Source organism: Luteibacter sp., from assembly GCF_035539195.1.
GTDB lineage: Bacteria > Pseudomonadota > Gammaproteobacteria > Xanthomonadales > Rhodanobacteraceae > Luteibacter.
The window spans coordinates 362,401-377,258 of the sequence record NZ_DATLIW010000030.1; the positions used below are offsets into that span (position 1 = coordinate 362,401).

Annotated in this window: 8 protein-coding genes; all 8 read right to left on the reverse strand. The window is 62.6% G+C overall.

Annotated features, from left to right (window positions below; genetic code table 11):
• Positions 1-4: 4 nt before the first annotated feature.
• Positions 5-2,890, reverse strand: a complete 2,886-nt coding sequence (locus VM621_RS11505; RefSeq protein WP_325469085.1) for a hypothetical protein — start codon at positions 2,888-2,890, stop codon at positions 5-7.
• Positions 2,891-2,964: 74 nt separating this feature from the next.
• Positions 2,965-5,631: a type VI secretion system Vgr family protein gene (locus tag VM621_RS11510; protein ID WP_325469086.1), complete on the reverse strand. Its 2,667-nt coding sequence runs from the start codon at positions 5,629-5,631 to the stop codon at positions 2,965-2,967.
• Between the two features lie 123 nt (positions 5,632-5,754).
• Entirely contained in the window at positions 5,755-6,015 is a 261-nt protein-coding gene (locus VM621_RS11515) for a PAAR domain-containing protein (RefSeq protein WP_325469087.1), read from the reverse strand.
• Positions 6,016-6,038: 23 nt separating this feature from the next.
• Positions 6,039-6,644, reverse strand: coding sequence for an OmpA family protein (locus tag VM621_RS11520; RefSeq protein ID WP_325469088.1), 606 nt, complete (start codon positions 6,642-6,644; stop codon positions 6,039-6,041).
• Between the two features lie 170 nt (positions 6,645-6,814).
• Positions 6,815-7,780 carry a type VI secretion system-associated protein TagF gene (tagF, locus tag VM621_RS11525; protein ID WP_325469089.1) on the reverse strand — a complete coding sequence of 322 codons (966 nt, stop codon included), beginning with the start codon at positions 7,778-7,780 and terminating at the stop codon, positions 6,815-6,817.
• Positions 7,777-11,499 (reverse strand): type VI secretion system membrane subunit TssM, encoded by a 3,723-nt coding sequence (gene tssM, locus VM621_RS11530; protein ID WP_325469090.1) that lies wholly within the window; start codon positions 11,497-11,499, stop codon positions 7,777-7,779. Before tssM ends, tagF begins: the two co-directional genes overlap by 4 nt.
• Positions 11,500-11,573: 74 nt before the next feature.
• The gene (locus VM621_RS11535; protein WP_325469091.1) at positions 11,574-13,094 is read right to left on the reverse strand and encodes a type VI lipase adapter Tla3 domain-containing protein; all 1,521 of its coding nucleotides are present in this window, start codon (positions 13,092-13,094) and stop codon (positions 11,574-11,576) included.
• A gap of 126 nt (positions 13,095-13,220) precedes the next feature.
• A complete protein-coding gene (locus VM621_RS11540; protein ID WP_325469092.1) occupies positions 13,221-14,834 on the reverse strand; it encodes a type VI lipase adapter Tla3 domain-containing protein in 1,614 nt (537 codons plus the stop codon).
• Positions 14,835-14,858 lie beyond the last annotated feature (24 nt).

Sequence of the window (14,858 nt, forward strand, 5' to 3'; positions counted from 1 at the left end):
TGCGCTAGCGACTTGCAGCTCGCAAGCAAGCCTCAATGGCCAGGGCAAACGATGCGATCGCCTCCTGTGCCTCCCGTTCGTCACCATTGATGATCGATCTAGCTTTGACATAGTCGGTCTTTCCTTCGTGAGTATAGTCTGCGAGCGATCGACCAGTGAACAATCCGTTCTTCATTCCGAAGAACATAATTCTGCTCGCGGTCGTCCAATCCAATGCAAGGTCAGGATTTGCAACGAGGTCGATATTCAGATTGCGGCCGTGCCTCTTATAATTGTTCTTCCAAGTGATCTGAACAAAACCCCGACCCCTATATCTGAAGCCGTCACCCGGTTCGGTGTTTCCGTTCTTTCTTGACCTCTCGTTCTTGAGTCTTTGTTTTTTTCTGTCGGTTTCCTTTGTAATGTCAAGATCCGGATCATCCGCCAGACCATATCTAATCTCGGCTTTGACTTCGCTTATTCGTTCAGAGATTGGAGAGAAGAACAACGCTTGATAGGGGTTGTAAGCTTCGTGCCTTGCGGTCGCTAGCATGTAGGCGATATGCGGTATCGACGGGTCTTCGTTTGATTCGCCGTAGAGTGCGATAATTCGTGTGAGTAGTTCACGCAGATTTCTCGTCGATGCCTCTTTCATAGGGGGCGCTCTCACGACGGTGCGTTCCTTTGTCTGGTAGGCGCCTAACTCGGCATGGATTGCTAGATAAAGTCGGATGAACTCCTCTACGTCGATCATCACGGAGCGCGGTTTGAAATTATCCACCCAGCCAAAAGGGTGAATGTGGTGCACATGTGCATCACTCGGAAATCCTTCCAGCTGGCCGGCCATAACACCCCACCAGGCACGCTTTTCTTGCCGCTGCATCTCCACGAGCCAGTCCGGGTGCATGACCTGGTCGAGGCACCGCCAGCGGCTCATATCTTCACTCCACTGGCTTTCGAAGCGGACGATCAATCGGCTCAGAGCATGCGATAGCCAGTACGATGAACGTGCCTTGCCGATGTCGGCGCCGGTGACCTTTCCATCTAGGGTACCGGCCTTATCGATGGCTGTTTCTATCCCACGGATAAATGCGCTTTGGCTGAGCTCCGAAGCGCTTGCCTGAAATTCCTCTTCTTCTTCGGGCCGTACGCGCCCGGTGATGCAGACGTGCCGGCGGAACGCATTCTCTGGCGTTGCCAGCGTGCCGTCGATGACGGTGAAGCCGGGCCACGCATGCGGTATCTCCCAGCGCGTTCCGGGGTGCTCCTTTTCGCGGACCCACGCCAGTATCGGGGCGTTGTCAGGGCTACCTAGTTCGACTTGCCACCAGAGTGTTCCGTCTGGCTCGACGAACTTTCGCTCCTTCGCCAAGGCGTTGAGTTCGGCCCGGTGAAAGATGGCTTCGTAGCCAGTGGTTACGTTTGCGTCGGTCAGGGACAGAGGCGCCGTTGTCCATGCGACGATGGGCGCGCCGTCCAATAGGGAATCGGTGCGATCCGCCCAGCACGTTACTGTGGGAGTGATGGGCGCGAGAACTTCGATCATCGGGTACTCGGTTTTCGCCGACGAACTCAGCGCGGTATATTCAGCGGACTCGATCCTGCGCAGGCCGTCGGCGGAGCGATGGAAGCCGGTCGTCTTTTCACCACGGGCGATGTTGCCAGGCTGACGGCCGGCGACGCGATGCAGCTGGCCGTGAACGAGGATGCCGCCGCTTGGTGCGTTTGCGTCTGGGACGACTTGGTGATCGTCTGCGTAGTTGGCGTCTGCCGGACGTAGGGCCGAGCACAGGGTGGCCCCGGCCTCAATGACGAGAATCGACTTCTCGCGATCGGGCATGGCTGCCGCGCGGCGCCGAGCTTCGGCGAGGTAGTCGGTGAAACCGTCACCGGCAAATACCTCCAGGGCCAGAGCGGGGCGAGACTGTGCGGCGCCAGTGGGCGGTCGTGCATCGCCGGGGCCGGTGTTTTCCCCGAGATAGCCCAGGAGATCGCCCGCCTTCACGGGATGCGGCGTTTCCAACACGACAACTCGATCAAGAGTATCCGCGTCGGGCTGGTTGTTGGCATCGAGTTCGCCCAGGAAGACCCAGCCGTTCAGGACCGTCGGATCCGGTGCGTCCCCCACGATGGCACCAACCGGTGCTCCAGTCCTAATGGCCTGCAGCTGTGCCCATCCATGATCCTTGCCATCGCGGGCCGTGATCACGCTGCCGCGGGGTAGGATGCCGAGGATGCGCGCACCGCTTCGGCCTTCGGACCGGATGTTCAATCCCACCACGGGTGCGGGAGCCTGAGCTGCTGGATCAAGTTGCGCCGCGCGACGTGCCGCGCGGTCTTCGGGACTGTCAGGTGTGTGGGGGGGCTTTTGCCGATCAGAGCTGCGCTCACCCGCACGGAACGTGCGCGTACCCTTCCAGTACGGCAGTGTTCCTTCGGTGAACCCGGGCGGGCTGTAAGGGTACGCATCGAGTGGGCGCGTATAGGTGTATAGGCTATAGACGTCGATTCCGTCCCCAGCGGGCGGGGCAATCGCTGCCTCACCAGCGGTCACGCCCCCATCATCAGCCGGCGCGACGGGCTCCGGCGGGAGCGCGATCCGATGTCTTACAAGCACAAAACCAAGCGAGTGGAAAATCACCCGGTCGGGATCGTAGTCGAGGCGGCACAATGTGCTGTCCAGCCGGTACGCGACAACTTCGCCGTCGGCGATGCAGTGAAAGCCGTCATCCTGGTTGAGGGCTGCGTTGGAATCTCGTCCGAAATGAATGCTTCCCTGTGCGGCACCTGTGGCGCTTAGCGGAAAGAATCCGAATTTCATTGTCGACATCGCCTCGAAGTGACTACGCATGTCGTTAGGTTGATCGAGATTGCGAAGCGGGAACGGATACGTCCACATCTTCGAAGGCATTCTTTCACTGCGTGCTTTCCTAATAGACACGTCCGCCGACGACTCTACGTGTGCGAATGCAAGGTTCGTTTCGGTCATCGGTGTTCGCCCTCGTCGTGAGAAAGCCAGTTGTATCGTTGCAAGAGAGGCGTTGACTCGCTTTCGTGGTCGCCAAGCTTTTCGGGGGACAACTTCGACGGGCCCCGGTGGTGAATTTTGGACGTTTTGATAACGAGATGACCCTCGGATCCGATCTCAACCCCTCCGTCTCCGATGGTCACGTAACTGCCATCCTGGGCGATTAGACGAATCGTCTTCCCCTGCAGAGAGAGCGTGTCGAGTTCAGCGATCAGTCTGATTTCCTGCTTGGCTTCGGCACGGATGCTGTCATTCTTCGCGTGGATGCCGATGGAGCCTTGTTCCGACGCAGCTCGGATGCCACCAGACTGTGAGTCGAACGCTAAGCCGGTTGCAGCTGTGATCGAAGTTTCGGCACCGCTGCAGAGCTGGACGTGCGCGGCAGCAACCATATCGATATTCGACCCGGCATATACCAATGCCGCGTCCGGAGTAGCTGCCAATAGGCCGCCTACTGCGGCAACAGCTACAACGGGAGACCTGGCAGATGGTTCGCCATTCGACTTCCATGAATCCAGCGCTTCCGTGACGGCGTCGCGGCTTCGAAGGTCATGCGACCTTCCATGAGCGCGGCCAGCGCTCTCGCCCAGGCCTCGAAATAGGTCAAAACATGAGGCGAGGAGCGTATCTAGTTCCTGGTGGTCGAGTTGTGCTCCCTGATTCTGGGAACGCCCATATGTCGTAAGCAACATGCCCTGCGCTGCTCGGATCGCAGCAGAGCCGTTGGTACGGAGCTCCGCACCTGTTCCGCGCGGGGCCGCTTCGCCACCCTGACGCGCTGCCGCGATGTGCCCCAAGTTGAGATCAGTCGCGGATGTGGAGCTACCCAACCGTACGCCAACTTCACCGGTCGTATCGTCGAACACCAGTTCATTGGCACCACCACCCTTATGCTCGCCTGTGCGTAATCCGGTAAGCGCCGAATCCTTCGGCAGGCTCGCCACGCCACCGAATCGCGGCGTGCCCAGTTCGCCGTTGTGCACACTACCCACGGCGATGGGTCTATCCGGGTCGTTGTCGATGAACAGGATCAGCACCTCGTCGCCGACGCGAGGCAGGTATTGCATGCCGACACCCTGACCGGCGCCCGGATGGACGTAGCGGACGCGGGTCGGTGGGCGTGGAAACGTCGGGAAGTTCACTGCAAACTGCGGGACGTCGGGTGCGCGTTCCCAGTGAAATACCACCGCGATACGGCCCAGCTCGTCGGTTTCGACGACGGCGCCTTCGCCACCGACGACCGTGGCCGTCATTGCGCCCGGTAAAGGCCGGCGGGCGTGCCGTGGGTGCGGCGGTACGATGCGCGAGCGACGCGGGTGTGCCTTGAACGTCACCCGGAGGGGACGGGTCTCGTCATCGTCGGCCTGAAAGAGCTCAACGCCCGCACGTCTTCGCACGTCCGTCGCCAGTGACGCCCAGCGTTGGCGCATTTCCGCGTGCAGGGGCGCGGTGGCAATGACGGTCTGTGCCGTGACGATATAGTCGTCGTCACGCTCGTTGGCTTCCTCGCTCGTGCGCAGGGGCGTACGGGCGGTTTCCAGACCGAGGACGCGAATGGGCTTTGCCAGCCCGAGCGGGGCGGTCGTCTCGCCGTCATAGACCTCGGCCTCCATATCGTGCGCCCACTGCCGGTGGCTGGCTGGCACGTCCATCTCGGAGGACGGTGTCTTGACCGCGCGAGGCGAGAGGCTCTCGTAGCTACCGAACGCGCCCCGGGCGATGGCGCCCACGCCGATGTTGTCGCGGCCACGTGCCGTACCCTCGTAGTGGGTGTTGTCCTTGTAGTCGTGGCTGACCGCGTGCGTATAGGCCGGCACCATTTGGCGGTGCCCGTACCAGTTCAACAGTTCCAGCTCGCCGCGACCGGGCGTGGTATTCAGGATGGCGTCGTGGGTCTTGCCGAAATCGTGGTCGGCGCCGAAGACGTGCCACGCATTGCCGAAGCCGTTGGAGCCGGCCTCGGCTTCCAGCACGTAGTTGAGGCCTTCGCCGATCAGCAGGCGCTGGATGAAGTCGAGATCCGACTCCTGATACTGGGTGCGGCAAGCACGTGTCAGATAGCCATCGTAACGCTGATTGGGGAACGTCGCACGTAAGGTCTTGGCGACGACGTGATTGTGCAATCGATGTTCCTCGAGCAGCTCGTGCAGGATCTGCAGGGTGGTGCGTTCCTGGTACACGCGGCTGGCGCGGCGCAAGTCAAGTAGATTGAGCGGCGCCTCGACCACCAGTTCGAACGCGTCGTAGCCCACACGCTCGGATTCGCTGAACCAGTTGCCCAGGTGCCGCGCGCGCATCACCACGCCGTGAACCAGATGGACGCGCCCTTCGGCCCGAATCGTGATTCGGGTAGCCAGCCCGAGGAAGCGGTCCGGATGCGGCTCGACATCGCGATCACCGGGGACATCGACATGCGGGTACCGCCAGAAGTCCGGCGTCAGTCCGTGGACGACGGCACGGAACGGCGTCGAAAGGCTCTCGGTCAGTTCGAGACGGCAGGGAAGGAACGAGCGTTCAGGCGGCCGGGTTTCGGCACTCCAGCCGCCGAAGTCGACGGCGAGCATGCGTCGCTGGTCGTTCATCTCGCTGGCGAAGTGTTCCTTGATATTCGGGATCGTACCCATAGTGACACCGTGCGTGTGCGGGGCATTACGCTAGCAAGGCTAAGCAATGTCCGAACTAGGACGAATCTGAAAATTGACCACGATTATTCTTGGTGTGTGCGCGAGACGTTGAACCGAATGAAGTCAAACGCAATCAACTGTTCCTTGACTCGCTTTGAGCACGCCCCCGCACGCCAGTCGATCACCATCGCAAGCAACCGTGCGTCCATAGCACGTGAGGTTCGACGACGCCTGCGCCACGTGCGTACGCCCATGCACGTGACAGATCGCCTCGTCTCCCAGGCATACAACGAGCTTGCCGCCGATATCCATGTGCGAGGACGAGGTCAGGACATTGCCGCCGTGCGAGTGAGAATCTCCGACGACGATGAGGGGTTTGCTCATGCAGTACTCCTTGCTTACCGCTGTTACGAGCGGCGGATGATGAATTCGATGCGTCGGTTCTGAGCGCGGCCCGCGGACGTCGCGTTGTCGGCCACCGGCAGGTCGGGGCCGCGGCCACTGACGATCATGCGTTGCGCTTCGATACCGCGTTGATTGAGATACGCCTTGACGGCGTCGGCTCGTTGCACACTCAGAAGGATATTGTTCTGCCTGTCACCGGCGCTGTCGGTGTGACCCACGATGTCGAGCTGGGGAACGCCCACGCGTATGATGGCGGCGGCCATGTCGTCGAGTACGCCCTGGCCTGCAACTGTGAGGATGGCACTGCCGCTTTCAAACTGGACGGTGCGGCTGGCGAGTGCGCGGTTCAGCACGTCCTGCCTTTCGCCGGTGTCGTCGATGGTCAGTTCGTCGTGGATTTCGTAGGTGGGGTTGAAGGCCGCTTTCACATGGGCCTGAAGGCGTTCGAGCCGGTCCTTATCGGCCACCTTGCCACTCAGATGTACGGCGCTCCCGTCGACACGAAGTTCGCCAGCCGAAACCTGCTTGAAGTCTTCCGTGAGGACTTGCGTCACATAACGCGACCAGTTGGCAGGGGCGGTAACAGCCCCGACTTCCATACGATCCATGACCCTCGCGTCGCCGTAGATGGCGCGCAGTCGTTGGAGGATGCCTGCACGGGTTGCCTCATCGGCAACGAGCCCTTCGACGACAACCGGAGCGTCGGCTGCCGCCGTAGGATGGCTGAATACGAGTGCGAGGCCGATTGCCAGGGCGCGCCCGAGGGATGTCTTACGCATTACGAATTTTTCCGATGAGCGGACAGAAAGGCGTCACTAAGGCGCGACAAAGGCACGTGCGGCGAGACCGGCATACGGCTGGGCAGTTGTTCGTGCGAAGGCGGTGGTGCATCCGTGAGGTCGATATACGCGTCCCTCACCCAGTCGGCGTGGACGGCGGCCGTGAGCTCCGTTCCACGTGTGCCGTCGAGACTGAGGACCAGGCGAGGGGTCGGTGTCGTCGCGAGCAATGCCACGACTTCCACATCGCGGGCTGCGAGATAAGTCGCGACCTGGGTCATCCAGAACGCCGCGACTCGCGGCCGGCGCAAAGGATCCGCCGGCAGCGGGAGGATAAGGCCTCGGTGGATACTGGCGTCGGGCTGCGCGGCAACGGCTCGCAGGAGCGGGTGTAGCGCGGCGAGCACGTGTAAGACCTGGGTGTAGTGGCCTGCCGCCGCGATCAGCTGGTCGAGGTCGGCGACGGACTCTGTCGCCACGTACTCGTCGAGCGCCTTTTCGGTGTGCCCGGCGCCCCCGGCCAGCGAAACCGCCGACATGGACATCGCCCGGAGCGATGGTCCTGCGTCGTCGACGCTATGAAGCTGTGCGAGGTCGTGCTGCAAGCGCGACCAGAGGGTGGCGAGTGATGCAGGTGCCGATGCAGCGAACGATATCGGTGTTCGCGACCGCACGCGAAGGCATGCGAGCAGGGGGAAGCGACGGCCAGCGCGATCTTGACTGGGGCGGCACGAGGCGGCGACCACACTGTCGCTTGCGGTGGCGGCGGCGAGGATGTCGAGAGGCCCGGTGGCGTCGTAGGCCGCCTGCCAGCCCGGAAACTCCGCAAGCCGTGCCATGCACTCGGCCAGCCAGCGATCCAGGCGGCGCACAAGGCGGTGGTCGGAACCAGGTGAACTGATGAAGTCGTCGGTCGAAGGCACTTTACCGAAGTAGCTCGGGATGACGGAGGGGGTACGCATCATGGCGCGCCCTCCGTCGTCGCCACCGGGTCGGCCTTGCCCGCGACCACGGCGGGGAGTTGCACACCGCGAAGTCCGCGTTTGCGCGCGCCGTCCGCGTCGACCTGAGCCGTGCTGACGATCTTCAGGCGCATGCCCACGGTCAGGCCCTCCCTGGACCAGCTGAGGCTATGCGTGCCGTCGTCGGCGCGCTTGCGTTCCGCCGCGCGCACCAGTTCGCCAAGGGCATCGGCGCCCTGCAGATCGGCGATGCGAACGATACGGCCGTCTCGGGCCGTGGCTTCGATGACGACGATCGGCGTCATCGACGACCCGCCCCACGCGAAATTGCTCCACTGCGGTGGTTCGTTGCGATAGCGAAGACTCTGGCTGCCGATCGTCACGGTGTACTCGGAAACACCACCAGGCGTGGGTTCGGGCATCAGCTGGAACAGGGTCTGCGGACCGGCCACGGTGCTGCCCAGCGGCGCTACCCACTGCGGGAAGTCTGAGAGCAGGGTAGGCACGAGGGCAATGCCGCTCTCGCCCCACTGCCTCGGCGTCAGGACGTCACCACGCCGCTCCACCATGGGGCCAAGCGCTTCGCTTGCAAACCGGGCAATGGCGCCCGATGGGCCGAAGACGGTTCCCATTTCCTCAGCGTTCGCTTCCACGCGACCTTCCTCATCGAAGGGGAATTTGCGGAACAGGTCCTTGCGGAAGGGCTCGAACACCTGCGCACTCCACACACGGTTGAGTTCGTTCTCCACGTGCGGCATCAGTGACGCGAACGTCTGCATCAGCGGGCGCAGAAGGAGAGGGCGAAGTGCACGGCGTTGCTCGTCGGAAAGGCCGACCAACATGTGCTCGTCGGTGATTCGTAGCGCATCGACCAGTTCGGATGCCTTGCCCTGCAAGGTGGCTTCGACCAGACGCCGCGCCCCGGGGCCGATCTCGCCTTCGTTTTCGATGCCATGCAGCCGAGTGCGAAGCCGGCCGAGGGCCGCGAGATAGGCGCGCAGCGGAGGTTCGGCACCATCGCGAGCATCGACCATCCTCGCAAGGCCGGCGAAGGCGCGGGAGACCGGGCCGTCAGAAGCCACCGTGGCGTTCACCTCGGGAAGGACCGGCGCTTTGTCACCCAGGCCAAGGACATCTCCGCTCTCGCGTACCCTCGCGACCTTCCCGGCGGGCGATGCGTCCCAGCCCGTCTCGCCGCGCGCTCGCTCAAGCAGCTTGCGCAAGGGCGATTGCTCGCTATCGCCCAGACGCTCCATGGCAGCCACGGCCTGGCCGAAGTCCGCGAACTCCGCCGTGCCGATGCCGGAGAGGAAGCGCTGCCACTCCTCGACGTAGTTCGCGGCGTACAGCGCTTGCAGGTCTTTCCGGATGTGCTCGGGACTTCCTGACAGGGTCAGGTCGTCCACATGGGTGTCCTGAAGCACCCAGTCACTGGTGTCCAGTGCCTTGCGCGAGGCATCGCCGATGGCCTGTTTCACGTAACCGTTCCAGGCTGCCACGGAATAGGCACCCGGAATGGCGTAGCTTCCCGCGAGGGTCGAGTCGCCGGACCCGCCGACGATCTCGCGCACGGTGGTGGCGGGGTAGCGTGCCGACGCGCGGGCGACAATCTCGGCGAAGACGCGATCGCGTGCAGAAACGCCCTGCATGGCCTCGGCCAGGAGGCGACGGGTGTCGTCCACGAGGGCCGCACGGGGCTGGATCGAGGGCCAGCCTGGCTCCGCTGCCAGCGTGACGTGGAGCGACAGTAGCTTTTCGGCACGCTCGACCAGTTCCTCGCGGCTCATCGCGCCCCGGTGCTCCTCGAGCCACTGGCGCCAGAAGCGCGTCAGCTGTGCCGCGAGGTGAGCCGACTCGGCTCGATGGGCATCGGTCAGCATCAGGTATGCTTTGAGGGTCTTGTAGGCCTCGCCTTTGTCGGTCGCCGACGTGGGCTGGTAGGGCGAATGCTCAGCCGTCCTGTCGGTAGCCTTGGTCGGGCTCGCGGCCTTCCCCCCCTGTGCCACCACCTGCGCCAGATAGGTTTCCATCTCAGCGCTTACGGGCGTCACCATGAGTTGGCGCATGCCGGCGAAGTATTCGCGTCGCACCGCGTCGAGAAGCTTGTCACCTGAGTAGAGTGGCCAGAACGCCATAGGCGAACGATCCCGATAGGCGAGCAACTGCTGCAGACGATCCTGGAGGACAAGCATCGCGTCGAGGCGGCTCTTCAGGTCGATGCGGTCGGACTGCAGACGCTTCACCTCCACGAAGTCAGCGGCGACGTTACGAATCAGCTGCTGGTTCGCGCGATATGCACTGGCGAACGCGGCGAAGAGCAAGCCGATGCCCAGACAACCCGACACGGCCAAGCCCGTATGCCTGCGGCGGGCGCTTCGCGTGCGGACCTGTCGGACCAGTTTGGAATCCGCGAAGACTACCTGCCGGAAGAGGTCGTGGAGGAAGTAGGCGTGACCATTGCTGCCGTTGGATGGCCCCGCCTCGTCCTTCTTGATGCCACCGGAAGCCTCAGAACGTCCAGGGGGATCGAGCGCGAATCGCTCGGCGATGGATTTCGTCAGGTCCGATGCTGTTGCGCCGTGTTGCTCCGCGCTCGTGAAATAGAAGCCACGGAAAACAGAGCGGAACTGGAACGGGTTGTCCTCAAACAGGGCATCGATGAAACGGCTCAACAGCGGCTTGAAGGACGCAAACTCCGATGGCATGGTCAGAAGCGCGCCTGGGATGGCGCCCGGTGACAGGGCCATCTGGGTACGTGCGTGCGAGCGAAGTCCCGACACGAGTTGGTCGAAGTGGTCGGCGAACAAACCTGTCGGATTCGTGGTGCCCTCGGTCTCGAAGGGAAGCGTGGCCCCCCATACGCGACTGCGCTCGTCGGCATCCAGCAAGCTGAAGAACTCGGTGAAACCGCCGATCCGATCGGCCATGGTGAAGATCACATAGACCGGTACGGTGACTTGAAGGCGCTCAGTGACCTCGTGGATGCGCTGGCGGAGGTCGGCTGCGTGCCGCTCGATCGCGTCGGGAACGGCGGTTTCATTTGCCTGTCGGCGAATGTTGTCTAAGCTCGCGGTGACGATGACGCCGTTGATGGGCGCTCGGGGTCGATGCTTGCGGAGCATGTCGAGGAATGCCTGCCATTGGCTGTGGTCGCCCCGCGACTGGCTGTAGCGTCCGGCGGTGTCGAGCAGGATGCCCTCGGCGGTGAAATACCAGTCACAGTCGCGCGTGCCGCCAACTCCCGGCACGGCGCGGCCATGCTCTTCACCCAGCGGAAACCGTAACCCGGCCCGCGTGACGGCCGTGCTCTTGCCGGCGGCGGAGTGGCCAATAAGCATGTACCAGGGAAGGTCGTACAGGGCGGCCCGGCCGCGTGACTCACCGAGGCGGGAATCACGGACGGTTCGCACGGCGAGCTTCAGGCGATTTTTCAGTTCGGCCTGCGAGAGCTTGTCGTCGCCTTTCGGGTCGGCCGAAGAGGATACGTCTGCGGAAATATCCGATTCGTCACCCCCGTCGCCAACGACATTCTTTTCTAGCCCACGTGCTGCTTTCTTGGCCCAATAGGGTTTGACAAGGAACACAAAGATGACCGCCACCAGGCAGCCAATGAAAAGAGTAACGAGTGTCCACTGCATCCAAGGCGTGGGACTTATAGCGGCGAAAAATCCCAATGCGAAAAGCATGGCGAGGGGGAGCTGCGAGGAACGAAAGCGCTCCATGTGGGGTGGTTCTCCAAGTTGTGCGAACGTCGTATTTAAAAAAGAGCGGGACGGAATGGCGTATTAGTGACGGCTTACTTGGCTTCACCGAACAGCGTGTACGCCGCGTTGCTGAGTTCGTTCTTTTCACGTTGCGCCTCATCCGGAGGCGTGACGAGAATGATGTCGGCATGGCCATCCAGACCGACATTGATCGTCGCGCTGACCCGTCCGTCCTCATGGCCTGCCATCGCAGCGACGGCGATCTGAGCCAGTGGTGAGGCTGCGCCGGTGTTGCCGATGCGGTGCCGAAGGTCGTAGCCGACGGGTTCTTCGTCCAGGGCGAGCGGTTCAGGCACGCCCTTCAGGGCGTCGGTCAGCACATCGCTCCACGCTGCATCGTGGCTGCTATCGAAGACGACGCGTGAGGGGCGCCCACCTGCCTGCGCCACGTTCAAGGCCTGCGCCCAGCCGGCCTGGAGGTTCGCGACCAGTGCCGAACGGGGTAGGGCTTTCCCCTCGTCGTCCTGCAAGGGGACGTGCACGGGGCGATGCAGATAGCCGACCAACGCGGTGTTGTCGAAGTGCTTGAGCTGCGCTGCGGTCCATCGGATGGGCAGGAAGGGCGTGGGCTTGAAGTCGCCTTGTGGTCCGACGGCGTTCCAGAACTCGGGTAGCTGTGTGTGCCACCAGTCGGTCGACATCATGGGCGCTAGTCCGGTTTTGCCCTCAGCCGCCAGCTTCGCGGTGTAGTGAGCAGTGAACGCGTCTGGCGTCTGCCCGTTGTTCTTGTGCCAGTAAAACTGCCAGAAGCGCGTGCCGACGGATTCGGTGTCCTTGAGGCTGACGTCGCCCTCGCGATGATTGACATACGGCCGAATGAGCGAATCCACCCGGTCGCTGCGCGACACCAGTATTGCGGCGTGCGTGTTCAGGACATGCGGGACACCCATGGGCTTGGACAAGCGGCCGCTTCCGGGGCGGTCCGCCAAGATGCGCGCGTAGTCTCCATCGTTGACGAATACCAGCGCTTCGGGCACATCTGGGTTCGCGTCGAAGAAGGCAAACAGGCGCTCGATCATCGCCTGCCCGTTGTCGCTCATCTCATCGTCCTGCCACAGGAAGAGGGTGACGGCGAGACCCGCACTTTGCCGCCAGCCAGCGATGTCCCCCGCAGGCCGATCCAGACGCTCGGGGTGTTGAGGAGGGCCAAGAACGAACGTCGGAACGGGCCAGTACTCCACGGCGAACGTCCCGGCAGAGCCGAAGACGGTGCCCGAGAGAATGCCGTAGGTCTGACCGACGCTCGCCGAATCGCGGGGATAGGCGCGCTTAGGATCTTCATTCTCCAGAAACGAATGCTGTTGACTCGCGGCCTCACGTATCTTTCGCCAGAGTTGTCGACCGCCCCATCGTTGAACCGCCACGTCAGCATTTCGAATTTCAAGCACGTAGCTCGCACCTCGGCCGGCGAGGAGCCGGTCGTGTAAGGGGCCCGTTGGCGCCAGGGTATGCGAGCTTTCCGGCTCAGGCTCGGCCATCACGTGCTTTAGTGCGGCGTACGCCGTGCCGCAGAGGATGGCACCGGTCACGATGGTGAGAAGAAACCTGGCCACGTCGGGACCTCCGAAAATGTGAGCGAAGCGGTCGACGTGCTCGTCGAACAGGCGGAAACACTGAATGATGCATGCCCCAACGAGGGAGACGTTGGTGGCATGCGTGACGGAAGTCGCGGTGACGTACTATTTCGTTTCGCCGAACAGCGTGTACGCCGCGTTGCTGAGTTCGTTATTTTCACGTTGCGCCTCATCCGGCGGCGTCACGAGAATGATGTCGGCATGGCCATCCAGGCCAACATTGATCGTGGCGCTGACCCGTCCGTCCTCGTGGCCTGCCATCGCAGCGACGGCGATCTGAGCCAGTGGTGAGGCTGCGCCGGTGTTGCCGATGCGGTGCCGCAGATCGTAGCCGACGGGTTCTTCGTCCAGGGCGAGCGGTTCAGGCACGCCCTTCAGGGCGTCGGTCAGGACGTCGCTCCACGCCGCATCGTGGCTGCTATCGAAGACGACGCGCGAGGGGCGACCACCTTGCGCGTCGTTCAAGGCCTTCGCCCAGCCGGCCTGAAGGTTCGCGACCAGCGCCGAACGGGGCAGGGATTTCCCCTCGTCGTCCCGCAAGGGGACGCGCACCGGACGATGCAGGTAGCCAACCAGGGCGGTGTTGTCGAAATGCTTCAGTTGCGCCGCGGTCCAGCGGATGGGCAGGAAGGGCGTGGGCTTGAAGTCGCCTTGCGGGCCGATGGCGTTCCAGAACTCGGGTAGTTGCGTGTGCCACCAGTCGGTCGACATCATGGGCGCCAGCCCCGACTTGCCTTCCGCAACGAGCTTCGCGGTGTAATAGGCTTCGAAGGCGTCCGGAGTCTGCCCGTTGTTCTTGTGCCAGTAAAACTGCCAGAAGCGCGTGCCGACGGATTCGGTGTCCTTGAGGCTGACGTCGCCCTCGTGATGATTGACATACGGCCGGATGATCTTGTCCACTCGGTCGCTTCGCGACACCAACATTGCGGCGTGTGTGTTAAGGATCCTCGGTATGCCAGCGGCTCTGGAAAGAAGTCCGCTCCCGGGAGCGATACGTTCGTAGTCACCGTCATTGACGACCACCAGCGCCTCTGGAACATCTGGATTCGCGTCAAAGAATGCAAACAAACGCTCGATCATTGCCTGTCCGTTCTCACTCATCTCGTCGTCCTGCCACAGGAAGAGCGTGACGGCGAGACCGCCGCCTTGCCGGCCGTCCCGGATATAGTCAGCAGGCCGGCCGAACGCTTCGGGATGCTGTGGTGGACCAAGGACAAAAGTGGGAACAGGCCAGTACTCCACAGCGAATGTCCCGGCGGAGCCAAAGACAGCGCCCGAGAGAATGCCATAGGTCTGGCCGACGCTCGCCACGTCGCGTGGATAAGCACGCTCGGGATCTTCATTTTCGAGGAACGAACGGTCCTGACTCGCAGTCTCGCGCACCTTGCGCCAGAGCTGCCGACCGCCCCAACCTTGTACGGCCACGACGGCGTTGCGGATCTCAAGCGCGTAGTTCGTACCACGGCCGGCGAGGAGCCGGTCATGTAACGGGCCCGTTGGCGCCAGTGTATGCGAGCTTTCCGGCTCAGGCTCGGCCATCACGTGCTTTAGTGCGGCGTACGCCGTGCCGCAAAGGATGGCACCGGTAACAATGGTGAGAAGAAACCTGGCCACGTCGGGACCTCCGAAAATGTGAGCGAAGCGATCGAGGTGCTCGTCGAACACGCGGAAACACTGAATGATGCATGCCCCAACGAGGGAGACGTTGATGGCATGCATGACGGACGTGACAGTTCGGCGGGA

Excerpts from the sequence above, each read along its gene's own strand:
- VM621_RS11520 (WP_325469088.1), bottom strand. The coding sequence starts at position 6,644 with ATGGATCGTATGGAAGTCGGGGCTGTTACCGCCCCTGCCAACTGGTCG.
- tagF (WP_325469089.1), bottom strand. The coding sequence starts at position 7,780 with ATGATGCGTACCCCCTCCGTCATCCCGAGCTACTTCGGTAAAGTGCCT.
- VM621_RS11540 (WP_325469092.1), bottom strand. The coding sequence starts at position 14,834 with ATGCATGCCATCAACGTCTCCCTCGTTGGGGCATGCATCATTCAGTGT.
- VM621_RS11515 (WP_325469087.1), bottom strand. The coding sequence starts at position 6,015 with ATGAGCAAACCCCTCATCGTCGTCGGAGATTCTCACTCGCACGGCGGC.
- tssM (WP_325469090.1), bottom strand. The coding sequence starts at position 11,499 with ATGGAGCGCTTTCGTTCCTCGCAGCTCCCCCTCGCCATGCTTTTCGCA.
- VM621_RS11510 (WP_325469086.1), bottom strand. The coding sequence starts at position 5,631 with ATGGGTACGATCCCGAATATCAAGGAACACTTCGCCAGCGAGATGAAC.
- VM621_RS11505 (WP_325469085.1), bottom strand. The coding sequence starts at position 2,890 with ATGCCTTCGAAGATGTGGACGTATCCGTTCCCGCTTCGCAATCTCGAT.